The following is a 22,065-nucleotide window of genomic DNA, read 5'->3' as shown; positions in this document are numbered from 1 at the left end:
GGATTTCCGGCCCCCGGTCGACGGCCTTGCGGCCGCGCCAGGGCTAGATGCATGCGATAAGGCTGCCCGCGTGGTTCATGAACCGGATGCGGGTCCGCGATGATGTCCTGTCCATTCGAGAAGTGGGCACGGCACGAACTCAAGCGTTTCCAAGTCCCACAATAGCGCCGACTACGCTTCATGCAATGACCAGCTCGACGATTCCGGGCATCCAGAGGCAGCTGTGCGTGTTGCTGCTCTCTCAGAACAGCAGAGCGAGCACAGCCATCGACGCGACTGCCAGAGCGATCATGCTGGGTACCATCACGGCTACGCCCGAACCGAATGCGAGCGCCGCAACCCAGTCGAACTTCCTGTCGGTATGCTCGCGCATCATTCGCTCCCTGTTTCCGCAACGTTGGTGCGCTCACGATCGTTCCGATCCCGTAGCGGTGCGTCGTCTATCTCGTGCAGCAAAACTCGCTCGGCCGCGCCGTCCAGGTCTTCCAGCTGCCCACTCCTCATTGACCACAGGAAGGCGATCAGGCCAACAAGCCCCATGCCCAGCGCAAGCGGGACCAGCCACGACAACAGGCTCATGTCGCCTCCGAAAGCCGAAGCGACTTCCAGGCGGTCCCGTCGCGTGATGGCGCTCCGCCTCGGCCTGCAAGGCGCAGTGCGTTGGCGACGACCAGAACCGACGAAGTCGACATTGCCACCGCGGCAACAAGGGGGGTCACGTATCCTGCGAGCGCAAGCGGCAGTGCCATCGCATTATAGGCGATCGAGAGCCCGATATTCTGCGTAACAAGCCGCTTCGCCTGGCGCGCGACCACGATCGCCTCCGGCACGCTGTTGAGACTGGAGCCAAGGAAGACCAGATCGGCTGCGTTCCGGCCGACATCGGCTGCCGACGAGGGCGCCATCGAAACGTGGGCCGCGCCGAGAGCGGGGGCATCGTTGAGCCCGTCGCCGACCATGAGGATCTTGCGGCCATGAGATGCGAGGGCTTCGAGGCGAGCGACCTTGTCGCGGGGAAGCATGCGTCCCTTCGCCTGATCGATCCCCGCGGTACTTGCCGCCTCGGCGACCGCCTCCTCTTCGTCGCCCGACAGGATTTCTGCAGATAGTCCGAGCCGACGCAGCTGCCTCACCGCTTCGCAGGCGCTGGGCCGCAGCGTGTCGGCGATCTCGAAGCCGCCCAGCACGCGACCGTCGACGGAGAGCCAGGACGCGGCAGGAACTTGGCTGGCAGCTGAAGCACCAACCCAGTCCTGGCGGCCAAGCCTGTAGGTTCGGCCCGCTATCCTGCCTTCGATGCCGTTTCCTGGCGTCTCGCGCACGTCCTCGACGATCAGCGAAGGCGCGGGCGCAAGCGCGGCCACTGCCCGCGAGGCAGGATGCCGCGACATTCGGGCAAGCGCGGCGGCGGCCCCCAGTTCGCGCTCGGGCACGGTGAATGACATCACCCGGGCCATTCCCTCCGTCAGCGTGCCGGTCTTGTCTAGGACGACGTGGTCGACCTCCGCCAACCGTTCCAGCGCAGCCCCGTCCTTGAGCGTCAATCCGAACGAGAACAGCCGCCGCGCTGCGACCGCCTGGACCATCGGAACTGCGAGCCCCAAAGCACACGGGCACGTTATGATCAGGACGGCGATGGCGACCGTTAGCGACCTGTGCATGTCCCCGGTGGCCCAGAGCCATGCAAGGAAGGCCGTAAAGGCGACGCCATGGACGACAGGGGAGTAGAGCGAGGCGGCCCGGTCGGCGATGCGGCGGTAGCGCGCCCTGCCGCCTTCGGCCGCCTCCATCAGCCGCACCATGTCGGAGAGGAACGAATCCTTCTGCTGACGGTCCACGGTTACGGTCAGCGGCCCGTCGAGGTTGAGCGAACCCGACAGGATCTGCGATCCCGGACCGACCTGTTCAGCGGCGGACTCGCCGGTCACGACCGACAGGTCCAGCGAAGCGGTGCCCGACACGACGGTTCCGTCGACGGGCACCCGTTCGCCGGCAAGAACGAGAACTGTTTCCCCGGCTCCGATCGCCGAGGTCTCACGATACTCGCGGCCGCCGTCCGGCGCGACCACCGTCGCCCCGCGCGGCATCATCCTGGCGAGCGACCTGACCGCGTCGCGGGCACGTCCGCGCATCGCCCGGTCGACGGTCCGTCCGGCCAGCAGAAAAAACAGTAGCGAGGTCAACGCGTCGAAATAGGCGTGCGGGCCTCCCGCCACGGTATCGTAGAGGCTCATGAAAAATGCGAGCAGGACGCCGACGCTGATTGGCACGTCCATGTTAGTGCGTCCGACGCGCAACGCGCCCCAGGCAGACAGAAAGAAGATGCGTCCCGAATAGATCAGCGCGGGAAGAGCCAGCGCGGCCGAGATTACATGGAAGGCTTGCCGCGTCTCGTTGCCAGCACCTGACCAGACCGAGACAGAGAGCAGCATGATGTTCATTGCCGCGAAGCCCGCCACGGCAGTAGCCCGCAGGAGCCGCGCCATCTCGGGATCGGCGGAGCTGTCTGCAGCCTCCGTCAGGCTGGCGGCGTATCCCGCGCCCCGTAGCACATCGACCAGCGGAGGTACGCCGGTTTCTCGCCGCCATTTCACGGCGACGCGTCTGGCGGACAGGTTGACCCGTGCAGAAACGACGCCCTCCAGTCTCGCGAGCGTTCCTTCGATGGTCCGGATGCATCCGGCGCAGTGCGCTGCCGGAACCGACAGGTCGGTTTGCAACGTGCCGTCACCGAGGTCACGACTGGCGAGAAGGATCTCGCGGTCATCGAGAAGGCGGCCAGGTCCGATTTCGAGGGCCGCTTCGGTTCCGGGCGCGCAGCAGCTCAAGGCTCATTCCTCCGGGCGCGCGACGGCCTTGTAGGCATGCCATGTAGCGTGCCCGAGAAGCGGGAAGATGACGATCATGCCGACCAGTCCCGTCGCCACGCAGACGGCAAAGAGCCCTAGGACCATGGCTCCCCAGGCGATCATCGTAGGCAGGTTGTTCCAGACGAGCTTCACGCTCGTGCCCATGGCGGTGAGCGCGTCGACGCGGCGATCAAGCAGCATGGGAACGGCAAAGACGCTGACCGAGTAGGCGAATGCGGCAAACAGGCCGCCTATGGCCGTGCCGATGACGACCATCGCCCAGCCGGAGGGCGTGCCAAGGAGGATACCGATGACATGGTCGAGGCCCGGGAAGGCGGTGACCCCGAAGAACAGCGACCAGAGCAGGACGGCGGCGCGCGTCCACAGCAGCATCAAAAGGCTGAGCAGGAGCCCGGTGAAGAACACCTGGGCTCCAGCCCTTGGCCTGACGCGCAGCATCGATCCGAGTGTGATTGGCCTGCCTTCCCCGATTGCGCGGCTCTTCTCGTAGAGCCCAATGGCAAGGAAGGGGGCGACGATCAGGAAACCCGCCAGCGCCGGGAACAGGATGTAATCCCTGCCGAAGCCGACGAGCGTCCAGACGAAGAGCACGGACAGCACGAAGACGCCCAGGCCGTATGCGAGGCTCGACGAGGCGCCGTTCCAGAAATCACGCCACCCAGCGGCAAGCCAGCGCTGGCCCTCGAGCAGTGGCAGGTCGCGCTGAAGGGCTGGGTCGCGGGTCTCGCCGATGCCAGACGTCTCGCTGAGCAGCCAGTATCCCTTGTCGGCTTCGCCCATGATTTCCTCCCTCAGCAGGCCGACTTGGCGGCGCGGTAGCCACCATCGCCGTCGGCGGACTTCAGATGTTCGACACATTCCGGCTGCGACTGGAACGCGACGTAGACGAGGTGCGCGTTCGCGCCAGCGAAGAGCAGAAGGCCCGCCGGGACAAGGACCCATGGCAGCCATCCGCCGGGGAGCCGCGCGCGTCCCCTCATGGCTGCGCCGTCCCGAGATCGTGGACGTAGACTGCCAGCGTCCTGATCTCAGCCTTGCTCAGCCGCTCGTCCCAGGTCGGCATGTGACCCTGACGGCCGCCATGCACGGATGCGATGATCGTATCGAGATCGCCGCCATAGACCCAGTAGGCATCGGTCAGGTTCGGCGCGCCGACTTCCACGTCTCCCTGCGCGCTGTCGCCGTGACAGGCGGCGCAGGTGGTGGCGAAGACCTCGCGGCCGGTGTTGATGCGATCGAGGTTCTCCGGTGTGGAATAGTCGGGGTGCGTCAACGAATAGACATAGGCGGCGACGCTGCGGACCTGTTCGCGGTCGAGCATCTCGTCGCGGCCAAAGGCAGGCATCTGGGCGACCCGGCTTTCTGGATGCGCGGTGTTGATGCCGACGCGCATCGTCTGCTCGATCAGCTCCGGGCCGCCACCCCACAGCCAGTCATCGTCCGTCAGGTCGGGATAGTTGGCGCGGCCCCTGCCGTCGCGACCGTGGCACGCAGCGCAGTTGTCGCCGAACAGCTGCCGCCCGGTGTCGCGCACGGTCCGCATCAACGCCTCGTCGGCGAGGATCGTGTCATAGGGTTCGTTTTCCAGCCGCGTCGTCCAGACAGAGCGCTGCTGCTGGCCGTCGAGGACCCGCGCCTCGACAGTCGTCTGTTGGTCGATACCGAGCAGGCCCTTCGTATAGGTTACGCCAAGTGGCCAGGCAGGCACCATGAACCACCAGAAGATCGCCCACACGTGGGTGACGATCAGGAACATTAGCACCCCGCGAGGAACAGGCGTATCCAGTTCCTTGATGCCGTTCCACTCGTGGCCCGTCGTCTCGCGTCCAGTGACGGGGTCGCGTTCTACTTCCGCCATGGCGTGTCGTCCCGTTCGAGGATGCTGTGCTTGGCCCGGTCGAACCGCTTCCTGTTCTTCGGCCAGAAGGCGTAGACGCAGGCGGCCAGAAAAAACGCCATCATGTAGAATAGGCCCCAGCTCTTGGAGAAGGCGACCAGCGTTTCGTAAGAGAAGTCCATGTCTGCCTCCTTAGTCTTCCGGATCCGATGGCTGCTCGGTGGCCGCGGTATCCGTGTAGGCGGCGTTGGTCAGGCGGCCCAGCACCTGAAGGTAGGCCACGAGGGCATCCATCTCCGTGACCTGCGTGGCGACGCCGTCGAAGGCGTTGACGGTGGTTTCTTGGCCGTAGCGCTCGGTCACGCCGGAAGCGAATTCGGTGTCCGGGGTGGCCTGGCCGTAGGCGTCGCGCGCGGCGTTCTCCACCATCTCGTCGGTGTAGGGCACGCCCAATGATTGCTGCGCCGCCAGATGCTTGGGCAGGTCTTTCATCCTGAGCGGCGTGCGTGCCAGCCAGCGATAGGCGGGCATGTTGGATTCCGGAACGACGTCCCGCGGATTGTTGAGGTGCGCAACGTGCCAGAAGTCCGAATACTTGCCGCCGACGCGGGCAAGGTCCGGACCGGTCCGTTTCGAGCCCCACAGCATCGGGCGGTCGTACTGCGACTCCACCGCCAGCGAATACGGGCCGTAGCGCTCCACCTCGTCGCGCAGCGTCCTGATCATCTGGCTGTGGCAGGCATAGCAACCCTCGCGGACGTAGATGTTGCGCCCGGCCAGTTCGAGCGGCGTGTACATCCGCATGTCGGGGGCTTCCTCGACGGTCTCGTCGATTGTGAACAGCGGCGCAATCTCGACGATGCCGCCGACGCTGGCTGCTGCAATGATCGCGAGAACGAAGCCGATGGCCGAGCGCTCGAGCTTGCGATGGAAGAGTTCAGGCATCAATCATTCTCCCGGAACGGCCGCTGGCTGGACAGGCGCATCGGAGCGGGTGGCGGCGAGCGGGGCCGCCCTGACCGTCATCCAGATGTTGTAGCAGCCGATGATCGTGCCAATGAGGAACAAAAGGCCTCCGAAGGCGCGGGCGATGTAGTAGGGATACATGGCGACCAGGCTGTCGACGAACGAATAGGCAAGTGCGCCTTCCTCCGTGTACGTCCTCCACATCAGCCCCTGGATGATGCCCGAATTCCACATCGCGAAGACGTAGATCAGGGTTCCCGCGATCGCGAGCCAGAAATGGACCTCGACGAGCGCGGCCGAGTACATGCGCTCGCGTTTCCAAAGGCTCGGCACCAGTGTGTAGAGCGAGCCGAAGGTGATGAGCGCTACCCAGCCGAGCGCCCCTGCGTGGACGTGACCGACGGTCCAGTCGGTGTAGTGGCTGAGCGAGTTGACCGGGCGGATCGCCATGAACGAGCCCTCGAAGGTCGAAAGCCCGTAGAATACGGCCGCTGCCATCATGAAGCGCAACGTCGCATCGTCCCGCACCCGGTGCCAGGCGCCGTTGAGGGTCAACAGCGCGTTACCCGCCGACGCCCATGACGGCACGAGCAGCATGACCGAGAAGGTCATTCCGAGCGTCTGTACCCAGTGGGGCAGGGCGGTGTAGTGCAGATGATGCGAGCCGGCCCACATATAGAAGAAGGTGATGCCCCAGAAGCTGAGGATCGAAAGCCGATAGGAAAAGATCGGGCGCTGTGCCCGCACGGGCAGGTAGTAGTACAACATCCCCAGGAAGCCTGCCGTCAGGAAGAAGGCGACCGCGTTGTGCCCGTACCACCACTGCACCATCGCGTCCTGCACGCCCGGCCAGATCGTGTAGCTCTTGGCGTGCCCCCAGGAGATCGGGACCGCCAGATTGTTGACGATATGGAGGATGGCCACGACCAGGATGAAGGCCATGAAGTACCAGTTGGCGACGTAGATGTGCGGTTCCTTCCGCCGTGCGATCGTCGCAATGTAGAGGACGAAGTAGGTCACCCACACGATCACCAGCCACAAGTCGGCGTACCACTCGGCCTCGGCATATTCCTTCGACTGGGTTACGCCGAGGAGGTAGCCGGAAACGGCGAGCAAACAGAACAGGTTGAAGCCTAGCAGCACGAACCACGGGCTGACCTGTCCCGCTAGCCTCGCACGCGATGTCCTCTGGACAACGTGGAATGAGGTCGCGATCAGCGCATTGCCGCCGAAGCCGAATATCACGCCGCTGGTGTGGGCCGGACGAAGCCGACCGAAGGAAGACCATGCGGCGTCGAAGGCCAGTTCGGGCCAGGCCAACTGGGCAGCAACCCAGACACCCATGAACATGCCGAACACGGCCCAGGCCATCGAAAGCACGATGCCGACCTTGATCGGATCGTCGTAGTAGGATGCGGCCCGGTCCTCGTTTGGCTCGGGGCCATAGAAGGAAGAAAGAACCAGATAGAGCAGCGCGCCCGCGAACACCATGATAATCACGCCATGAACGCCCAGAGTGTCATTCCGGCCTAGTATGGCGAGTGCGGCTCCAGCAACAGCAAGGGTGAGAAGGATAATGGCTGCGTTCTGCCGCTCGCTGGACGTGAGCTGTTCGATCATGTTGCCTCCATGCTGTACTGGATAACCTGCCTCATGCGGCCCTGGGTGGGGTTGAAGGTGTTTCCAACAACGCTTCGAGCAATGTTCGATTTGCGACGATATCCGCCAGAGTATAAGCATCGAACACCGCGAGGAAAGCTTCAACGGCCTTGCCGACAATGCCCTTCAACCTGCACGCCGGCGATATGACGCACGTCCCGCCATCCGACCGCTGACATTCCACCATCGCGAATCCGTCCTCGGTTCCGCGCACGACATCACCGAGGTTAATGTCCTCTGGCAGCTGGGCAAGGGCGATGCCTCCTAACCGGCCTCGGGTCGTTCTGACATAGCCAAGGCGGCCGAGATTCAGCGCGACCTTCAGAAGGTGATTACGTGAGAGACCGTACGCATCGGCGATATCGGACACAGTCGTGGATCGCCCTTCGCGCAATGCGAGGAAGATCAGCATGCGCAGTGAGTAATCGGTGTAGAGGGTCAGTTTCATCGCTTATTCCACGCTCGTCTGGGGCTTGTCCCGCCAACCTAGCCTGAATAGTGCCACCAATGCGACCGCAGCCAGGGCCGTTGCCTTGCTCGCTTCCAGCGTCGCGTAGAGCAGATGATGGGCAGAGGGCGGCATCGGCTGGCCAGAAAGAACTGCATCGACACGTGCGTCGAGAGCAGGCAGCAGCCAAAGCGCCTGTGTCAGAACGATTAGAACGGCCGCAAAAGACAGCACCACCTCCGCACGTGGTGCTCTTGGAATGAAAGTGGCTATGACGAGGAACGTAGATAGACCCCATTCCACCTTTGAAAACACAGCAAAGGTCACTTGTCCCACTTCAAGTGCACTGGGGAGCGCCAGTGAAGGAGCCTGAAACTTAATAGGCGTCGCAAGGAACGACACGCCAATCAGCATGCCCAACCAGGCTGTTGCCACAAAGGCGGTCACGGCGTCGGGAAAAGGATCGGTGGAGCGAAGGGGCATCTTAGCTCTCCGAGGGTGACGTGCCGGGAGCCGAAAGTCGGTAGAACATTGCAAGTTTTAGGCTCTGGGCGATGCGCTCGGCGCGCTCGACAAAGACGGCAGCGACCGCCGGCTCGCAGAGTTCTGTTGCCGTCTGTTTGAAAATGCCGAGCCAGATATCGAAGTCCTCCTCCCGCACCTGTTTCAGCTTGAGATGAGCTGGTACCGGTCTGCCGCTGTAAGCGCCGTTCTTCAGGATCACCGAGCACCAGAAGTCGGTCATTTTCTCCAGGTGGGGTTCCCAGTCGCCGTCGATTTCCGAAGCGAATATCGGGCCCAGGCGGCTATCGGCGCGCACGCGGGAATAGAAGTCCCTGACAAGCGCGCCGATGAACGCGCGGTCCATGAGGGGATGCACGAGCGGCTGCTCGGGCTGCGGTCGGATGGCATCTCTTGCGGCAGGAATCATGGCGGTCACCAAAAAGTGGCATCTCTTTAGCCACTTTTACGAGCCAGCTCCTCCGATCGCAAGTGCGCTGATGTCGCGGCTGGCGCGAAACGCTGCGTACCGTCGATTTGTTTGCGCCGGCGCAAAGTTCGGACGCCACCGAGGTGGTCATATGGTGTTCTTTGGAGATGCTGGACGTGAAACCACCACTGACGATCGACCCGGACATGACGGTCGATGAGATCATGCGACGATGGCCTGCCACGATCCGGGTGTTCATTCGACACCGGATGCTGTGCATCGGCTGCCCGATCGGCGTGTTCCACAATTTGACGGACGCGTGTGACGCACACCGCCTCGATGAGGAGACAGTCTCGCGCGAGCTTCTGGCAGCCATGACGAACGACGACCTGGTGAGCGGGCCGTCGGTGTTCGAAACAACCGGAGCGAGGTGAGATGATGAACATCATGGGACGGGTACAAGCAAGGCTGGATCAGTCCGGCGAGATCATGGCGCGGGGCCGCGTCAATATGGCCGAGGGCGGCTTCGCTGCGGAAAACGACATGCGGAACGCGATCTGGCGCTGCGTTCTTTGCCGTCACGGCGACGATTGCCGCGTCTGGCTGGCTGCGGGACGAACTGACATTCCCGACTTCTGTCCCAACCGGGGCATCTATGCGAAATATGCCAGCGCGGGCGGCACCCACGCGGCGTCGGTTGCTTGACCCCCATCTGATGCGACGGCGCTTCGTCGGAGGCCTCTGCGGGAAAGAAAGGCAGGCCGATGGTCATCCTGGCAGGAATCGTCTGGTGGGCGTTGGCAGTCGTGATCGCCGCGGTCGTGGCGCTGACGGTGCTGCGCATGTCCGATCAGCGGAACGCTAATACCCTGTGGAAGTCGCTCTGGTCCGATTCGGTGCAGGATGTGGCGGAGTTCGATCGCTCCATGGTCGACGGGCTGCCAGAGCCCGCCCGTCGCTATTTTCTCTATACGATCGGAGGGGGCGTGCCGATTCGGACCGTCGCGGAAATCGAGATGGAAGGGGAGATCGGCCTTGGCGACAGATCCGACCCTCGCTATCTCGCCATGAGGGGCCATCAGGTCATCGCGCCCCCGCGCGGATTTGTGTGGAAGGTGGACGCGGGATTGGGGTTGATGTCCTTGTCAGGGTCGGATGGTTTCGACAGATCGCGGTCGTGGGTCCGGTTTTGGCTCCTGCAGTCGATTCCGGTTGTTCGGGAAGGAGGCAATCCGGACCACGCCCGGTCGGCGTTCGGACGCGTCGTCGCTGAATCGGTCTTCTTCGCGCCCGCCGCACTGCTGCCTGGCAAAGGAGTCGAGTGGGAAGCCGTCAGCCCTGACACAGCGCGCGCCACAGTCAGCTATCGCGACATGGTCCAGTCGGTCGACGTTTCGGTCGACGAGGAAGGACGGCCCCACACGGTCGTCATTCCGCGGTGGAGCAACGCCAACCCCCAGAGGGAATACCGGATTCAGCCATTCGGGGGCAGGCTCTCCGAGTTCCGCTCCTTTGATGGTTATATGCTGCCGACGCGGATCGAAGGGGGAAACTTCATCGGCACGCCGGACTACTTCCCGTTCTATCGAGCCCGTGTTCTCAGCATCAGGTTCATCGAAGAGCCCTGACTGCCAAACGCGGACGGCGCCCGAGGCCTATTTCCTGCGACGGTTCTCCGCCACGACCATGAGGCCGTGCGGATTTGTCACGACGACCCGCTGGCGCCCGCCCTTCACGAGGCCTTCGTCTTCCCAGGCGCTGAGCAACCTGCTCACCGTGTGAAGCGTCGTTCCCGTCATCTCGGCAATGTCCTGCCTCGTGATCGGAAAGTCGACTTCGATGCCTTGTTCGGTCTTCCTGCCTGACTGGCTGACGATCCGCAGCAGGGCATGCGCGATCCGCTGCTCCACCTGCTGCGTCGACATCTCCATGACCTGCGCCTGCGTGTCCTGCAGCCGCGAGCCGATTGTCTGGTATGCGCTCGCAGCGAAGGAGGGGACGCGGGCCTGAAGATCAGGCCACGCGGCGTTGGGCCAGGTGAGAACGACGCAGTCGACCGCGGCAACTGCGGACGCTGGATAAGTGCTCCGTCCCATCGCCACGGCGATTCCGAAAAGTTCGCCTTCGTTGATGTAGCGCGCGATCACCTGATGGCCTTCGGGCGAGGTCCGCACGACCCTGATGTGGCCCGCCAGCAGCAGGAAGAAGGAAGCTGCTTCCCCGCCCTGAGAAAAGACTTCGGAATCCTTGGGAAAGCGCGACGACCGCGCCCGGGCCAGCACGGCGTCGAGTCCGGGACCGTCGAGATCCGCGAACGCGGGTAGTCCGGCGATAAGGCTCCTGTCCAACGTCATCCTGATTCCAGCGGTCTCCGGCACTGCTTCCGATACGGTTTCTAGCTGCTGTTTGCTCTGGCGCAAACAGCATATCGCCTCGGGAAGGTATCACGAATGCAACGGCGATCGCAGCCGGGTACCAAGAAAGGACAGAAAAATGAAACGGATCATAGCAGCCCTGGCGCTCGGCGCCGCAGTCATCGCAGCAGGAGCGGCCGGAGCTGCCGAGTTCGAGGTCATGATGTTGAACAAGGGCGAGAAGGGCAACATGGTGTTCGAGCCCGACTTCATCAAGGCGGCTCCGGGGGACACGATCCGCTTCGTGCCGACTGACAAGGGCCATAACGTCGAGACGATCAAGGGAATGCTACCCGAGGGCGCAGAGGCCTTCAAAAGCAAGTTCAACGAGACTTTCGAGATCACGCTGGCGGCGGAAGGGGTCTATGGCGTGAAGTGCGCACCGCACTACGCGATGGGCATGGTGGCCCTCATCGAAGTGGGCCAGCCCGTCAACGTCGAGGATGCCAAGGCCGTGAAGCAGGCGGGCAAGGCAAAGACCGTGTTCGCCGAGCTGTTCGGCCAGGTGGTCGCGGCAAAGTAGCCGTGAATGCTTCACCAATGCCCGGATGTCGAGGGATCCGGGCTAGGAGGCGGACGATGACCAGGCCGGATGGAAAAGCAGCCCGCGCGAACGGTCGAGATGCGCAGAGGCACGACGCCGCGATCATGGGGAAGACGTTGCGGCAGTACGAACGCTGCCATCCGGACGACACGTTTGCCGACCTGGTGCGCCGGTCTTCCTTCTCGAAGGAGGACCGGCGACTACTTGAGGACTGGCTCGTTGCGACGGCCTCGCACGCGGGGTCGGCCGATGGCTGAGGCCCACTTGGATGTCATTTTCGAGGACGGTGGGGTGACCGTCGACGCCGCACTGGTGGCGGAAGGGCTTCGGCTGCGCCCCGACGCCGTCCCCTCGATGCTCCGCGACGGATCCATCACCTCCCGCTTCGAACGCGGCACTGGGGAGGATGACGGGCGTGTCCGCCTGACGTTCTGGCACGGAAACCTCAGGTTCCGGGTGATCGTAGACGGGGCGGGTCAGGTGCTTCAGCGCCTGAGGCTGGACCATGGAAGGCCGAGGCCTATCCGATCACCCATTGGATAGACATTGACAGGCGGAGACACCTACTCGGCAGCTGCTCCGGCGGAGCTGGTTCCGCCCCGGGCAGAGGCAATCGAATCCATGGACATGGCGGACAGCTCTTCGTCCAGGCTCCACATGGTCCGGTGCGGGGAATGGGCCAGCCGCTCCAGCCTGTCGAACACAGACGCCTCTGGTAGTTCGTCCCCCTGGAGCTCTGGGGGAACCTTCCAGCCTGGATCCACCCCTTCCATGTCCGGCAGCTCGTGCGCGATGCCCTTGTGGCAGTCGATGCAGGTCGCTTCGCCGGACAGGAGGTAGCGCGTATGGATCGTCGCGGCGCGCTCTGTCTGCCTGGAGAGGTCCATCGCCACGGACGAATGGCAGTTGCGGCACTCGAGGCTGTCGTTGGCCTTCAGCCGCGCCCACTCGTGCTGGGCGAGTTCGAGGCGGTGGTCGAGGAACTTGCGACGTGTGTTGATGGTGCCGAAGATCTTGCCCCAGACTTCCTTCGACGCCTGCATCTTACGGGCGATCTTGTCGGTCCACTCGTGCGGCACGTGGCAGTCCGGGCAGGACGCGCGCACGCCTGAGCGGTTCGAGAAGTGGACGGTCCGCGTCAGCTCCTCATAGACGTTGTTTTCCATCTCGTGGCAGGAGATGCAGAACTCTTCCGTGTTGGTTAGCTCAAGGGCGGTGTTGAACGCGCCCCAGAAGATCACACCGCCGAGGAAGCCGCCAAGCGTCAGGAAGCCGAGGCTGAGCGTCGCGGCTGGAGTTGCGACGATGCCCCATGCCCAGGCGACCAACGCCTTCAGGCGTGACCACATCTATTCGTCCCCCGCATGGCCGACGCCCAGCTCGCTCATGTCGGTGAAGGTGTTGCCGATGAGCGGCGCGGTGTCCGCCTGGGGGACATGGCAGGCCGTGCAGAAGTACCGGCGCGGCGAAACGTCCGCGAGCATCTGTCCCTCGCGCGTCATGTAGTGCGTGACGCTGATCATCGGCGCTCCCGAGCCTTCCGTGAACTCGCGCTTGTGGCATGACACGCAGCGGTTCGTATTGACGGAAAGCTGGTAGCCCTCGATCGAATGTGGAATCACCGGAGGCTGGTCAGGATAAGCCCGCATCCTGCGGATGTCGTCGACGGTCCACTTCGGGATCGGTCCGGCGGGTACTTCCTCCATGGGCTGACCCGCTCCGGTGAGCGGCGGAACGATTTCGGCGCTCATCTGCGCGAATGCCGCCGAGCCGGCCGCGACGGCGAGCACCGCGACGAGGATGGCGCGCACACGACGCCTCAGACGGGGATGATCTTGACTGCGCATTTCTTGAAATCCGTCTGCTTGGAGATCGGGTCTGTGGCGTCGAGCGTCACCTTGTTGATCAGCTTGCTCGCGTCGAACCAGGGAACGAAGACCACGCCCCGAGGCATGCGGTTGCGCCCCCTCGTCTCGACGCGGACCCTGATCTCCCCGCGCCGGGAGACCACGCGCACCTCGGCTCCCTGGTTGATGCCGCGCCGGCGAGCGTCGTCGGCGTTCATGAAGCAGACTGCACCCGGGAACGCCTTGTAGAGCTCCGGCACCCGCATGGTCATCGAGCCGGAATGCCAATGCTCAAGCACACGTCCCGTCACCAGCCAGACGTCGAACTCGTCGTCTGGAGATTCAGCCGGCGGCTCATAGGGCACGGCGAGGATGACGGCCTTGCCATCGGGCCTGCCGTAGAATTTCACCCCTTCGCCCGGCTTCACGTAGGGATCGAAACCTTCACGGTAGCGCCATTTCGTTTCCTTGCCGGCGACGACGGGCCAGCGAAGGCCACGCACCTCGTGGTAGGTGTCGAAGGGCGCGAGGTCGTGGCCATGGCCACGTCCGAATTCGGCGTATTCCTCGAACAGACCTTTCTGAAGATAGAAACCGTATTCCCGGGATTCGCGGTTCTCATACTCGGCATCGAGGTCCGAAAGCGGGAAGCGGTCGACCTTGCCGTTCCGGAACAGGACGTCGAACAGCGTCTTGCCCTTGTAGTCCGGATTGGCGTCGAGGAGGTCGGACGGCCACACCTCGTCGGTGGTGAAGCGCTTGGCAAACTCGGTGAGCTGCCACAGGTCCGAGCGAGCCTCGCCCGGGGCGTTCACAAGCTGTCTCCAGACGTGAGTCCGTCGCTCGGCGTTGCCGTAAGCCCCTTCTTTTTCAACCCACATCGCAGCGGGTAGGATCATATCGGCCGATAGCGCGGTGACGGTCGGATAGGCGTCGGAGACGACGATAAAGTTATCTGGGTTGCGATAGCCCGGATACGTCTCGTTCGAGCTGTTGGGTGCGGCCTGGACGTTGTTGTTGACCTGGACCCAATAGAAATTGAGCTTGCCGTCGTGCAGCATCCTGTCCTGCTGGACGGCGTGGAAACCGGGCTTTTCCGGAAGCAGCCCCTGCGGCAGCTGCCAGATTTCCTCGGCATGGTGACGGTGTTCCGGGTTGGTCACCACCATGTCGGCCGGCAATCGGTGCGCGAAGGTGCCGACCTCGCGCGCGGTGCCGCAGGCCGAAGGCTGGCCCGTCAGCGAGAAAGGGCTGTTGCCGGGCTCGGAGATTTTTCCGGTGAGAAGGTGGATGTTGTAGACCATCTGATTGGCCCACACGCCCCGGACATGCTGGTTGAAGCCCATCGTCCAAAGCGACATCACCTTCACGTCGGGATTGGCGTAGAGCTCGGCCAACTCCTTCAGGAACTCAGGCTCAACGCCGGAGAGGTCCGACACCATGTCGAGCGTGTAGTCGGCGACCATCGCTTTGAATGCGTCGAAGTCGATCGGCTCGGTCTTGCCCGGGTCTTGGGCGCCCTTGGCCGCCACTTCCACCGGGTTGTCGGGACGAAGCCCGTATCCGATGTCGGTCGCACCGCTCATGAACACAGCGTGATCACGGACGAACTGCTCGTTGACCTGACCGGTCTGGATGATGTGGTTCGCGATGTAATTCAGGATCGCAAGGTCGGTGCCGGGCTTGAAGACGATCGGTATGTCGGCAAGGTCCATCGATCGATGGGTGAAGGTCGACAGCACCGCGCAGCGTACGTGCGGATGTCCCAGCCTGCGGTCGGCGACCCGGGTCCACAGAATCGGGTGCATCTCCGCCATGTTGGAGCCCCACAGCACGAAGGCGTCGGCGTGCTCGAAATCGTCGTAGCAACCCATCGGCTCGTCCATGCCGAAGGTGCGCATGAAGGCCACCGCGGCCGAAGCCATGCAGTGGCGGGCATTGGGGTCGAGATTGTTGGAGCGGAAACCTGCCCGCATCAGTTTGGTGGCGGCGTAGCCCTCGAAAATCGTCCACTGGCCCGAGCCGAACATGCCGATGGCCTCCGGCCCTTTCTCACGGAGCACCGCCTTGCACTTTTCCGCCATCAGGTCGAGGGCCTCGTCCCAGGACACGGGTTCGAACTCGCCGTCCTTGTCGTAGACGCCGCCGCGCTTGCGCATCAGCGGGGTCGTCAGACGGTCCTCGCCGTACATGATCTTGGAGAGAAAGTAGCCCTTCACGCAATTCAAGCCGCGATTGACTTCGGCCTGCATGTCGCCGTGGGTGGCGACGACGTGACCGTCCTTGACGCCGACCATCACGCCGCATCCGGTGCCGCAGAAACGACAGGGCGCCTTCGACCATTTGATCTCCAGCGCCTCCACGCCGCCGGGCACCGGCTGGGCAGCCGCAGGAAGCGCGATGCCCGCGGAAGCAGCGGCCAGCGAGGCAGCGTGTGCCTTCAGGAGTTCGCGGCGCGTGATCGAAGTCGTCATGTCACGTGCCCCTCCTGTTCGTCGATATGCTCGAACACCATGTTCGCGGAGATCACGCCGTCCATCGAAGAAATACGGACCAGCGTCTCGCCGAGCATGCCGCTGCTCGATCCCTCGATCGTCACCACGATGCGGCTGCCTTCGCCGGCATGGACTTCCACGCCGGCGATTTCCGCGAGCTGCTTTGCGATTTGCTCACGCCTTGCGGGGAAGGCCACGACGACGGCGCTTGATATGTGATGCCGGGCCACGGACGCGCCCGTGAGGAATGATCTGCGTGTCACTGCAGTGCGGTTGGACATCGTCAGCCTCCCGGAGGGCCGGGCGGCCCGTAGACGATCTGGAACATCCACACGAGGAAGCCGTAACCGCCGACCACGCCCACGGCAACGATGGGCCAGATCCCGAAGGCGAGCGCGAGGAACGCGACCAATTCGCGCCGTCTGACCTTCGATCGCGGAGCCTGCGGCATCGAGAGCGTGTTGTCGCTGTCCTGGGTCATGACCTCCTCATCATGTGCCTTGGACTGCTGGTCGCATGCGCCAGCCTCGCAGTGCAGGCTAGCGTTTTAAATGGTATTTTCAATACCCAATTTACTGTCGGTCGGCGGCTCGATGCATCACACCCCGCGGCGGCGACCCCATAGGATCGGCGCGTACCGGATGGCAAACAGCATGAAAGCCGTGCTCCACAGTGCTCCGCCTGCAATCAGCACCGGAGCATACCCGTCGCCGGCGAAGGGCGCTGCAACCCGCAGTGCCGCTCCGGCGGTGACCGTGATGTACATGGCGGCGATGGTCCGGTCTGCGGCGATCTCGCGTCCGGTATGGCCAAGGCTGGCACGGGTCATGACAGCCAGAGTCATCGTCCCGATCGCGCCGGCAGTCAGCGCGTGCAATGCGGCACTTTCAGGGATTCCCTCGACGGATGCCAATCCCAGCAATGCCAAGGCCACGGCAAGCCAGCCGTAGCCGACATGAAGGACGAGCACGATCGGCTCGACAGCCGTTCTGTGGCCGCGCCAGCGCACCAGCCGCGCGCCCAGCAGTATTCCTGCGAGGATAAGCGCAAATGCGGTGAAGGTTTCGTCCGGCACGGCGACCCAAGCCGTGGAGGCGGCGGCGGTAGTGCCCAGGGCCACCTTGTCGAGCAGACCGAAGCTCGCGGGCAGCTTGGTGCAGCGCTGCTTGACAAGCCAGTTGCGTGTAAAGCTCGGAACAATGCGGCCGCCAATCAGAGCCAGGAGCATGGCAATCGAGCCCAAGGCCAGGCGAAGCCCCACGCCGGGTGTGACGAGATCGAGGTTCGCGGCGTGGTCAAGTACGTTCGCCATCCCGAAGAGGGAGATCATGACGGCCACGGGCGCGTTCTTCCAGTTGCGGCCGGCCAGGACTTCCCGCCAGACGGCGAAAGCCAGAACGGCTGGAAACGTGACGTCGACGGCCATCGCCACCAAGGGGTCAGGAAGACCGGCGCAGGCCACACGCCCCGCAGTCCATAGCAGGACCAGCGCGGCCAGCGGCCAGCCGCTCAGAGGCAGCCGACCCGTCCAGTTGGGGATGGCCGTCAGAACGAACCCTGCGACGACGGCCTGCAGGTAGCCGAAGACCATCTCGTGGGCATGCCAGTACAGGCCGGGAAACGGTCCTGGCAGGGCCTGTCCGGTGAAGTACATCGAGAGCCATGCCGGGATGGCAACGCCCGCGTGCAGAGCGGCCAGGAAGAAAAACGGTCGGAACCCGTACTGGAGTATCGGAGGCATGCCTGTTACGCGGCCCCGCCCATCTCGCGACGTGTCGCCGGCCTTGCGCAGGGTGCGAAGGACCGACCTGTCGATCCCTGCTGAAGCGGCCTCGGCGCTCATCGGCCTCCTCCCGCAGCCTTCCGGGCTGCCTGCGCGCCGGCCGCCGCGAAGCCGGATACGTCATCGAACAGGTCGGCGATTTCCATGAATGCGGAGCCGTCGGGCTCGTCAGGCATCAACTCGTCCAGTTCTCCCAGAAGAGCGAGCACGATCACGATGGCGTCACGCATGCGCCTTGCGTCCGCGAGTCCCGCACCCCGCCGCACCAGTTCGTCCTCGGCGTCGACACGGTCGAGCATTTTGTTTGCTGTCTCCTGGCAGCCGCAGTCGAGGCGCGCTTCCGATAGCTCTCGCCGAAGCCTTTCGACGAGCGACGGCATGTTCTCGAAAGGCTGGACGAGGTGGGATGGAGTTCTGCGGACGTGACTACGCATTTGGTTGTCTCCTTGCGAAGGACGGCCTCCGCGGCATCGACGCGGCCTCAGCCGGCCTCGCTTCCGGCACGTTTGGAATCTCGATTACCTCCGCGACCAGTTTGACAGCTCCAGACGTCATCAGAAGCCTGCCGCCCTGTCCCACAGGCGCGCGGCGGCGAGCTTGACATGGGCCAAGGGAGTGTCGTCACGGACGAGCCGGAAACCGAGATGCTCCGGCGGCGTGCCCACCGCGCACCCGCCACTCTTGCCGTCGCGCACGAAGCTCGACATGTAGGCCCGGTGAAGCCCCTCCAGGACGCGAACGCCGCAATTGTCCGTACGGGACTCGACGGAACCGTCCGGAGCGAGCGTCGTCCGAGCATAGCAGGTCGACGTCCACTCCCAGACATTGCCGCCGAAGTCATCGATGCCGTTCGCGTTAGCGCCGTAGAAGCCGCGCGCCTTGACGGCGGGATCGGCCGGGCGCTTAGCCGCCGATTCTTCCTTGTAGCGGCGCAGCCAGGCGACCGCCGGATTGGCCGGGTTCTCGGCCGCGGCGGAGAAGGCGTCTCCTGCGAAGCGCTCACCCGCGGCGGCCGCTGCCTCGTCCGCAGTCGGAAGCCGCCACGGGTATCCTGTCTTATGCGAGTACCAAGCGGCGAACGCGGTCGCGTCGCGGTAGTCTACCCCGGTGACAGGCACGTCCTAGCCGACCCCGATCGGGCCGTCGGCCGGATCGCAGGCACCGTCCTCGACGCACAGGGCATACGCCGCGGCGCCGACCTGCTGTTTCATGATGCGGAAGGCGCTCACCTTGAGTGGTTCAACCGTGGGTGCCGTCGGAACGCCCTTGGTCAGGAATTCTCCCGGAGCTGGGAAGTCCAGAGTGACGGTCCTGATCTCGACCGTCTCCGCGATGTCGCCGGCCATGGAGGCATGGTGGGCGATTCCGGCCGCGGTGGCGGGCACGGCAAGCGCAGCAGCCGCGCCGACCAGAACGTCAATGAGGTGATGTGACATAGCGGTTCTCGAAGGGGTGGCGGCCCGGAGCGAGACCGGGCCGTCTTGCAGTCAGTGAGTGGGGATCGGGCCGGGAGCCTCGACCTGCTTCATCAGGTCGTCGTTCCAGTCGCCCTCGACCAGAAAGTGCGCGGTCGCTCCGAGTTCCACTGCCTCGATGAGGTTGTGGTTTACGTAGGCGTACACGCCCGGCTGCAAGAAGGTGTAGAGCGCCGCTCCCGCCGAGCCGCCGCGAATGAACCACGTCTCCAGGTCCTTGGCGGGCGGGTTGGCGAACTTGCCCTCTTCCCAGACATAATCGCCATGGCCGCCGATCAGGTGCGGGCGAGTGTCGCGATTAGCCTGGCTGTGGACGATCAGGACGGTTTCCCCGACCCGCGCCTTCATGGCGTTGTCGCCGGTCAGCGCGCCCTTGGCACCGTTGAAGACCACATGCGTCGGAGTAAGGCTCTTCATGACCTCGAGGGTATCGGCATAGCTGTCCCCGTGGCTCTCGTAGGTCTTGAAGTTTCCATCCTCGTCACGCGGGACGTAGAAGTCGTTTTCGCCGATGTAGAAGACCTTGTCGTAGGTGATCTGTTCGCCCTTGTCGTTCTTCAGCCCATCGCGCGGCAGCACCATGATCGTCCCCGACATGCCCGACACGACGTGCCAGGGGATCATCGGCCCTTCCGGTGCGCAGTGGTAGACGAAGGTGCCAGCGCGAGTCGCCTTGAAGCGTAGCTTCACCTGCTCTCCGGGGTTGACCAACGTCAGCGCCCCTCCGCCCAACGCACCAGTCGCTGCGTGGAAATCGATGTTGTGCGGCATCGAATTGCTGCCGGGGTTCACCAGTGTCAGTTCGACATAGTCGCCCTCGTGGACGACCATCATCGGACCAGGGATCGAGCCGTCGAAGGTCATGCCCTGGAGGACTGTGCCCTCGTCGTCGATGACAACAGGCTTTTCCTCGATGGTCATGGTGAACTCGACCACCTTCGGCCCTTCCTTGGTTGCCTGCTGGTGTGCGTGAACGAAGGGCGGAGCGACGAGCGTGACCTGCTCGCGCGGCAGCGCTTCGATCTCGGCTTCGTTCGCGAAAGCGGCCATCGGGGGCATCGCGGCCAGCATGGCGGCGGCCGCCGCTCCCATCAGCGCCTGGCGGCGCGTGAACATCTCGGTTCTCCGTTTTGATCCATCGTTGTCGATGGGGAAAACCTACGCCTTAACGCTGCCTTCGTGTTTGTGCTGGAACAAACTATTGACGGTTTCCAGCGTGAGAAGCGCTCACTCCAACCTTCGGGACCGACAAGGGAATCCGGAAGATATGTGGCTGTCTGTTGGACGAAATAGACCGCCGCTCCTCTCTCGAATGCCCCGAGCTGGTGGCGAAACAGTGGGGCGTATACGACCACATAGGGCGCGCAAAACCTCCCGGCGCATTGGAGGCCGGATTCGGAAGGTCCGGCTCCAAAGGCGATAACTGAACAGCAGTGGTTGGCTCTCAGGCCTCAGTCCGGCAGACCGGCGGCGCGCAGGTGGACCGCCATCGCCTCCACGTCGGCGGGGTTGCGGAATGGAATGATGGTGAAATGGCGCGCTATCGAGAAGTTGGGATTGAGATCGATGAGGCGGCCAGCGGCCGCTATCGCCTCCTCCGCTTCTCCTGCGGCCGAAGCAGCGATCGTCAGGAACAGCAGGCAGGGCTGGAGCTTCGGCGCGACAGCGGCGCACTTACGTGCAGAGGCCAGTGCCGCGTCGTAATTACCCGTAAAGAACTCCGCGCGCGACTTCAGTGCCGCTGCCAGAGGCGTTCCGGCCGGATCAAGCCGTTCGAGCTCATTCCAGGCCGCAAGGGAATCAGAGTGAAGGCCAGCACGCGCCAGCGTATCGGCATATGTTCCAAGCGTGGAGGCGTCGTTTGGGTTGAGGCGCAGGGCCTCGCGCAGTTCCGCGAGACCGGTGTCGAAATCGCCCTCACGAGCGATCAGGGCTCCGAGCCCGGCGCGCGCGGTGGAGTAATGCGGGTCTAGCTGCACCGATTTTGCGACTGCGGCTCTTGCCTCCGCCAGTACGGCGAGATCGCCCCGGCGTTCGTCGTAGGGTTGAATAAAGAACTGAATCAAGAGCTGGGAGAGAAGCTCCCAGGCGACCGCGTAGTTTGGATCGAACGCAACCGCGCGCCGCGCCAGTTCGAGCGCCTCGACCGCGCCTTCATGGCTGAAGGTCAGGTGAGCCTTGCGGCCGCGCAAGACCAGATCATAGGCGTCCAGCACCGCCGGCGGCTTGCCCTGCGAGCGGATGACCGCCGCATTTCTTGTTTGTGCTGCAAGTTGTGCAGCGACATCCGAGGCGATCGATTCCTGAATTGCAAAGACGTCACCCCAAGGACGGTCGAAACGCTCTGTCCAGCGGTTGACCCCGGTCTCCAGGTCGACAAGCTGGACAGCGAGGCGCAGTTCATCGCCGTTCCGTCGCAGGCTCCCCTGCAGCAGGAAGTCAGCGCGAAGCCCCTCACGGATACGAGGCAGATCGTCGTCGGTGTCGAACCGAAAGCTCGAATTGCGGGCGATGACCGCAATGTCACGGAAACGCGACAGCGCCATGATGACATCCTCAGCGACGCCTTCGCCCAGCCAGGCGTCGACATCGCTTTCGGTGCTGGTTCGGAATGGCAGGACGGCGACAGAGGGTCTGGGATCACGCCCTGCCGCGCTGCTGACATCAGCAGCGAAGTGTGTCCATGCCATGCCGGCCACAACCGCCGCCACCGCCAATAGAGCCGTGAGCGCCGCCAGAGGTCGACGCCAGAGGGGATGCGGCATCGGGCGCGGAAAATGCCCGTCGTTTTCCTCA

29 protein-coding genes and 1 pseudogene are annotated in these 22,065 nt (G+C 63.8%); 6 read left to right on the top strand and 24 right to left on the bottom strand.

The window, feature by feature from the left end; translation table 11 throughout:
- Positions 1-241: 241 nt before the first annotated feature.
- From V1479_RS24905 to V1479_RS24850, 12 genes are read right to left on the bottom strand one after another with little or no spacing between them, the layout of a single operon-like run.
- Positions 242-373: a hypothetical protein gene (locus tag V1479_RS24905; protein WP_368805205.1), complete on the bottom strand. Its 132-nt coding sequence runs from the start codon at positions 371-373 to the stop codon at positions 242-244.
- The gene (gene ccoS / locus V1479_RS24900; protein WP_173193987.1) at positions 373-579 is read right to left on the bottom strand and encodes a cbb3-type cytochrome oxidase assembly protein CcoS; all 207 of its coding nucleotides are present in this window, start codon (positions 577-579) and stop codon (positions 373-375) included. The genes V1479_RS24905 and ccoS overlap by 1 nt, the downstream gene beginning before the upstream one ends.
- The gene (locus tag V1479_RS24895; RefSeq protein ID WP_368805204.1) at positions 576-2,828 is read right to left on the bottom strand and encodes a heavy metal translocating P-type ATPase; all 2,253 of its coding nucleotides are present in this window, start codon (positions 2,826-2,828) and stop codon (positions 576-578) included. Before V1479_RS24895 ends, ccoS begins: the two co-directional genes overlap by 4 nt.
- Positions 2,829-2,831: 3 nt before the next feature.
- A complete protein-coding gene (locus tag V1479_RS24890) occupies positions 2,832-3,650 on the bottom strand; it encodes a DUF2189 domain-containing protein (RefSeq protein ID WP_173193989.1) in 819 nt (272 codons plus the stop codon).
- A gap of 11 nt (positions 3,651-3,661) precedes the next feature.
- Positions 3,662-3,850 (bottom strand): hypothetical protein, encoded by a 189-nt coding sequence (locus V1479_RS24885; protein WP_173193991.1) that lies wholly within the window; start codon positions 3,848-3,850, stop codon positions 3,662-3,664.
- Positions 3,847-4,728, bottom strand: coding sequence for a cytochrome-c oxidase, cbb3-type subunit III (gene ccoP, locus V1479_RS24880; RefSeq protein WP_173193993.1), 882 nt, complete (start codon positions 4,726-4,728; stop codon positions 3,847-3,849). The genes V1479_RS24885 and ccoP overlap by 4 nt, the downstream gene beginning before the upstream one ends.
- The gene (locus V1479_RS24875; RefSeq protein WP_173193995.1) at positions 4,716-4,889 is read right to left on the bottom strand and encodes a cbb3-type cytochrome c oxidase subunit 3; all 174 of its coding nucleotides are present in this window, start codon (positions 4,887-4,889) and stop codon (positions 4,716-4,718) included. The genes ccoP and V1479_RS24875 overlap by 13 nt, the downstream gene beginning before the upstream one ends.
- Positions 4,890-4,899: 10 nt before the next feature.
- Entirely contained in the window at positions 4,900-5,652 is a 753-nt protein-coding gene (gene ccoO / locus V1479_RS24870) for a cytochrome-c oxidase, cbb3-type subunit II (RefSeq protein ID WP_368805203.1), read from the bottom strand.
- Positions 5,653-5,655: 3 nt separating this feature from the next.
- Positions 5,656-7,290, bottom strand: coding sequence for a cytochrome-c oxidase, cbb3-type subunit I (gene ccoN / locus V1479_RS24865; protein ID WP_173194530.1), 1,635 nt, complete (start codon positions 7,288-7,290; stop codon positions 5,656-5,658).
- A gap of 34 nt (positions 7,291-7,324) precedes the next feature.
- Positions 7,325-7,780, bottom strand: coding sequence for an Rrf2 family transcriptional regulator (locus V1479_RS24860; RefSeq protein ID WP_368805202.1), 456 nt, complete (start codon positions 7,778-7,780; stop codon positions 7,325-7,327).
- A 3-nt stretch (positions 7,781-7,783) separates the two neighbouring features.
- Complete coding sequence (locus tag V1479_RS24855) at positions 7,784-8,263, bottom strand: DUF4149 domain-containing protein (RefSeq protein ID WP_368805201.1); 480 nt, start codon at positions 8,261-8,263, stop codon at positions 7,784-7,786.
- Position 8,264: 1 nt separating this feature from the next.
- Positions 8,265-8,711, bottom strand: coding sequence for a group III truncated hemoglobin (locus tag V1479_RS24850; protein WP_368805200.1), 447 nt, complete (start codon positions 8,709-8,711; stop codon positions 8,265-8,267).
- A 176-nt stretch (positions 8,712-8,887) separates the two neighbouring features.
- Between V1479_RS24850 and V1479_RS24845 the strand changes: the two genes are divergently transcribed.
- From V1479_RS24845 to V1479_RS24835, 3 genes are read left to right on the top strand one after another with little or no spacing between them, the layout of a single operon-like run.
- Positions 8,888-9,145, top strand: coding sequence for a DUF1858 domain-containing protein (locus tag V1479_RS24845; protein WP_312860709.1), 258 nt, complete (start codon positions 8,888-8,890; stop codon positions 9,143-9,145).
- Between the two features lies 1 nt (position 9,146).
- Positions 9,147-9,416, top strand: a complete 270-nt coding sequence (locus V1479_RS24840) for a DUF6455 family protein (RefSeq protein WP_368805199.1) — start codon at positions 9,147-9,149, stop codon at positions 9,414-9,416.
- 59 nt (positions 9,417-9,475) lie between these two features.
- Positions 9,476-10,339: a DUF6544 family protein gene (locus tag V1479_RS24835; RefSeq protein WP_368805198.1), complete on the top strand. Its 864-nt coding sequence runs from the start codon at positions 9,476-9,478 to the stop codon at positions 10,337-10,339.
- A 27-nt stretch (positions 10,340-10,366) separates the two neighbouring features.
- Here the strand turns inward: V1479_RS24835 and V1479_RS24830 are convergent, their stop codons facing one another.
- The gene (locus V1479_RS24830; protein ID WP_173194008.1) at positions 10,367-11,065 is read right to left on the bottom strand and encodes a Crp/Fnr family transcriptional regulator; all 699 of its coding nucleotides are present in this window, start codon (positions 11,063-11,065) and stop codon (positions 10,367-10,369) included.
- A 139-nt stretch (positions 11,066-11,204) separates the two neighbouring features.
- Between V1479_RS24830 and V1479_RS24825 the strand changes: the two genes are divergently transcribed.
- Genes V1479_RS24825 through V1479_RS24815 form a run of 3 tightly spaced genes read left to right on the top strand, consistent with a single transcriptional unit; the run spans position 11,205 to position 12,212 of the window.
- Positions 11,205-11,648 (top strand): pseudoazurin, encoded by a 444-nt coding sequence (locus V1479_RS24825; RefSeq protein WP_173194010.1) that lies wholly within the window; start codon positions 11,205-11,207, stop codon positions 11,646-11,648.
- 56 nt (positions 11,649-11,704) lie between these two features.
- On the top strand, positions 11,705-11,926 hold the full coding sequence (locus tag V1479_RS24820; RefSeq protein ID WP_173193765.1) for a hypothetical protein: 222 nt from the start codon (positions 11,705-11,707) through the stop codon (positions 11,924-11,926).
- On the top strand, positions 11,919-12,212 hold the full coding sequence (locus tag V1479_RS24815) for a DUF6522 family protein (RefSeq protein WP_368805197.1): 294 nt from the start codon (positions 11,919-11,921) through the stop codon (positions 12,210-12,212). Before V1479_RS24820 ends, V1479_RS24815 begins: the two co-directional genes overlap by 8 nt.
- Before the next feature lie 122 nt (positions 12,213-12,334).
- Here V1479_RS24815 and V1479_RS24810 read toward each other — a convergent pair.
- From V1479_RS24810 to V1479_RS24760, 11 genes and pseudogenes are all read right to left on the bottom strand, one after another.
- Positions 12,335-13,018, bottom strand: a pseudogene (locus V1479_RS24810) (cytochrome c3 family protein); the annotation flags it as partial.
- Positions 13,019-13,516 carry a nitrate reductase cytochrome c-type subunit gene (locus tag V1479_RS24805; protein ID WP_173194016.1) on the bottom strand — a complete coding sequence of 166 codons (498 nt, stop codon included), beginning with the start codon at positions 13,514-13,516 and terminating at the stop codon, positions 13,019-13,021. It abuts the pseudogene before it with no gap.
- Entirely contained in the window at positions 13,489-15,990 is a 2,502-nt protein-coding gene (napA, locus tag V1479_RS24800) for a periplasmic nitrate reductase subunit alpha (RefSeq protein ID WP_368805196.1), read from the bottom strand. Before napA ends, V1479_RS24805 begins: the two co-directional genes overlap by 28 nt.
- Positions 15,987-16,292: a chaperone NapD gene (locus V1479_RS24795; protein ID WP_368805195.1), complete on the bottom strand. Its 306-nt coding sequence runs from the start codon at positions 16,290-16,292 to the stop codon at positions 15,987-15,989. Before V1479_RS24795 ends, napA begins: the two co-directional genes overlap by 4 nt.
- 2 nt (positions 16,293-16,294) lie before the next feature.
- Positions 16,295-16,462, bottom strand: coding sequence for a periplasmic nitrate reductase, NapE protein (gene napE, locus V1479_RS24790; protein ID WP_368805208.1), 168 nt, complete (start codon positions 16,460-16,462; stop codon positions 16,295-16,297).
- A 147-nt stretch (positions 16,463-16,609) separates the two neighbouring features.
- Positions 16,610-17,854 (bottom strand): NnrS family protein, encoded by a 1,245-nt coding sequence (locus tag V1479_RS24785; protein WP_368805194.1) that lies wholly within the window; start codon positions 17,852-17,854, stop codon positions 16,610-16,612.
- Positions 17,851-18,228, bottom strand: coding sequence for a hypothetical protein (locus V1479_RS24780; RefSeq protein WP_368805193.1), 378 nt, complete (start codon positions 18,226-18,228; stop codon positions 17,851-17,853). The genes V1479_RS24785 and V1479_RS24780 overlap by 4 nt, the downstream gene beginning before the upstream one ends.
- 120 nt (positions 18,229-18,348) lie before the next feature.
- On the bottom strand, positions 18,349-18,912 hold the full coding sequence (locus tag V1479_RS24775; RefSeq protein ID WP_368805192.1) for an SUMF1/EgtB/PvdO family nonheme iron enzyme: 564 nt from the start codon (positions 18,910-18,912) through the stop codon (positions 18,349-18,351).
- A 3-nt stretch (positions 18,913-18,915) separates the two neighbouring features.
- Complete coding sequence (locus V1479_RS24770) at positions 18,916-19,230, bottom strand: hypothetical protein (protein ID WP_368805191.1); 315 nt, start codon at positions 19,228-19,230, stop codon at positions 18,916-18,918.
- A gap of 51 nt (positions 19,231-19,281) precedes the next feature.
- Positions 19,282-20,385: a copper-containing nitrite reductase gene (nirK, locus tag V1479_RS24765; protein WP_368805190.1), complete on the bottom strand. Its 1,104-nt coding sequence runs from the start codon at positions 20,383-20,385 to the stop codon at positions 19,282-19,284.
- A gap of 335 nt (positions 20,386-20,720) precedes the next feature.
- Positions 20,721-21,959, bottom strand: a complete 1,239-nt coding sequence (locus tag V1479_RS24760; RefSeq protein ID WP_368805209.1) for a hypothetical protein — start codon at positions 21,957-21,959, stop codon at positions 20,721-20,723.
- Positions 21,960-22,065: the final 106 nt, after the last annotated feature.

This window comes from Neoaquamicrobium sediminum, assembly GCF_040970315.1.
GTDB classification, from domain to species: Bacteria; Pseudomonadota; Alphaproteobacteria; order Rhizobiales; family Rhizobiaceae; genus Aerobium; species Aerobium sediminum.
The sequence above is the reverse complement of the archived record's forward strand: the minus strand, read 5'-3'. Positions and strand labels throughout refer to the sequence as shown.

What these genes read in the sequence shown, in the direction of transcription:
- V1479_RS24770 (WP_368805191.1), bottom strand. Translation starts at nt 19,230, where the DNA reads ATGTCACATCACCTCATTGACGTTCTGGTCGGCGCGGCTGCTGCGCTT.
- nirK (WP_368805190.1), bottom strand. Translation starts at nt 20,385, where the DNA reads ATGTTCACGCGCCGCCAGGCGCTGATGGGAGCGGCGGCCGCCGCCATG.
- ccoP (WP_173193993.1), bottom strand. Translation starts at nt 4,728, where the DNA reads ATGGCGGAAGTAGAACGCGACCCCGTCACTGGACGCGAGACGACGGGC.
- V1479_RS24885 (WP_173193991.1), bottom strand. Translation starts at nt 3,850, where the DNA reads ATGAGGGGACGCGCGCGGCTCCCCGGCGGATGGCTGCCATGGGTCCTT.
- V1479_RS24780 (WP_368805193.1), bottom strand. Translation starts at nt 18,228, where the DNA reads ATGCGTAGTCACGTCCGCAGAACTCCATCCCACCTCGTCCAGCCTTTC.
- V1479_RS24785 (WP_368805194.1), bottom strand. Translation starts at nt 17,854, where the DNA reads ATGAGCGCCGAGGCCGCTTCAGCAGGGATCGACAGGTCGGTCCTTCGC.
- V1479_RS24815 (WP_368805197.1), top strand. Translation starts at nt 11,919, where the DNA reads ATGGCTGAGGCCCACTTGGATGTCATTTTCGAGGACGGTGGGGTGACC.
- V1479_RS24875 (WP_173193995.1), bottom strand. Translation starts at nt 4,889, where the DNA reads ATGGACTTCTCTTACGAAACGCTGGTCGCCTTCTCCAAGAGCTGGGGC.
- V1479_RS24825 (WP_173194010.1), top strand. Translation starts at nt 11,205, where the DNA reads ATGAAACGGATCATAGCAGCCCTGGCGCTCGGCGCCGCAGTCATCGCA.
- V1479_RS24860 (WP_368805202.1), bottom strand. Translation starts at nt 7,780, where the DNA reads ATGAAACTGACCCTCTACACCGATTACTCACTGCGCATGCTGATCTTC.
- ccoO (WP_368805203.1), bottom strand. Translation starts at nt 5,652, where the DNA reads ATGCCTGAACTCTTCCATCGCAAGCTCGAGCGCTCGGCCATCGGCTTC.
- V1479_RS24890 (WP_173193989.1), bottom strand. Translation starts at nt 3,650, where the DNA reads ATGGGCGAAGCCGACAAGGGATACTGGCTGCTCAGCGAGACGTCTGGC.
- V1479_RS24850 (WP_368805200.1), bottom strand. Translation starts at nt 8,711, where the DNA reads ATGATTCCTGCCGCAAGAGATGCCATCCGACCGCAGCCCGAGCAGCCG.
- V1479_RS24805 (WP_173194016.1), bottom strand. Translation starts at nt 13,516, where the DNA reads ATGCGCAGTCAAGATCATCCCCGTCTGAGGCGTCGTGTGCGCGCCATC.
- V1479_RS24905 (WP_368805205.1), bottom strand. Translation starts at nt 373, where the DNA reads ATGCGCGAGCATACCGACAGGAAGTTCGACTGGGTTGCGGCGCTCGCA.
- V1479_RS24830 (WP_173194008.1), bottom strand. Translation starts at nt 11,065, where the DNA reads ATGACGTTGGACAGGAGCCTTATCGCCGGACTACCCGCGTTCGCGGAT.
- V1479_RS24795 (WP_368805195.1), bottom strand. Translation starts at nt 16,292, where the DNA reads ATGTCCAACCGCACTGCAGTGACACGCAGATCATTCCTCACGGGCGCG.
- V1479_RS24840 (WP_368805199.1), top strand. Translation starts at nt 9,147, where the DNA reads ATGATGAACATCATGGGACGGGTACAAGCAAGGCTGGATCAGTCCGGC.
- napA (WP_368805196.1), bottom strand. Translation starts at nt 15,990, where the DNA reads ATGACGACTTCGATCACGCGCCGCGAACTCCTGAAGGCACACGCTGCC.
- ccoS (WP_173193987.1), bottom strand. Translation starts at nt 579, where the DNA reads ATGAGCCTGTTGTCGTGGCTGGTCCCGCTTGCGCTGGGCATGGGGCTT.
- V1479_RS24820 (WP_173193765.1), top strand. Translation starts at nt 11,705, where the DNA reads ATGACCAGGCCGGATGGAAAAGCAGCCCGCGCGAACGGTCGAGATGCG.
- napE (WP_368805208.1), bottom strand. Translation starts at nt 16,462, where the DNA reads ATGCCGCAGGCTCCGCGATCGAAGGTCAGACGGCGCGAATTGGTCGCG.
- V1479_RS24855 (WP_368805201.1), bottom strand. Translation starts at nt 8,263, where the DNA reads ATGCCCCTTCGCTCCACCGATCCTTTTCCCGACGCCGTGACCGCCTTT.
- V1479_RS24835 (WP_368805198.1), top strand. Translation starts at nt 9,476, where the DNA reads ATGGTCATCCTGGCAGGAATCGTCTGGTGGGCGTTGGCAGTCGTGATC.
- V1479_RS24760 (WP_368805209.1), bottom strand. Translation starts at nt 21,959, where the DNA reads ATGGCATGGACACACTTCGCTGCTGATGTCAGCAGCGCGGCAGGGCGT.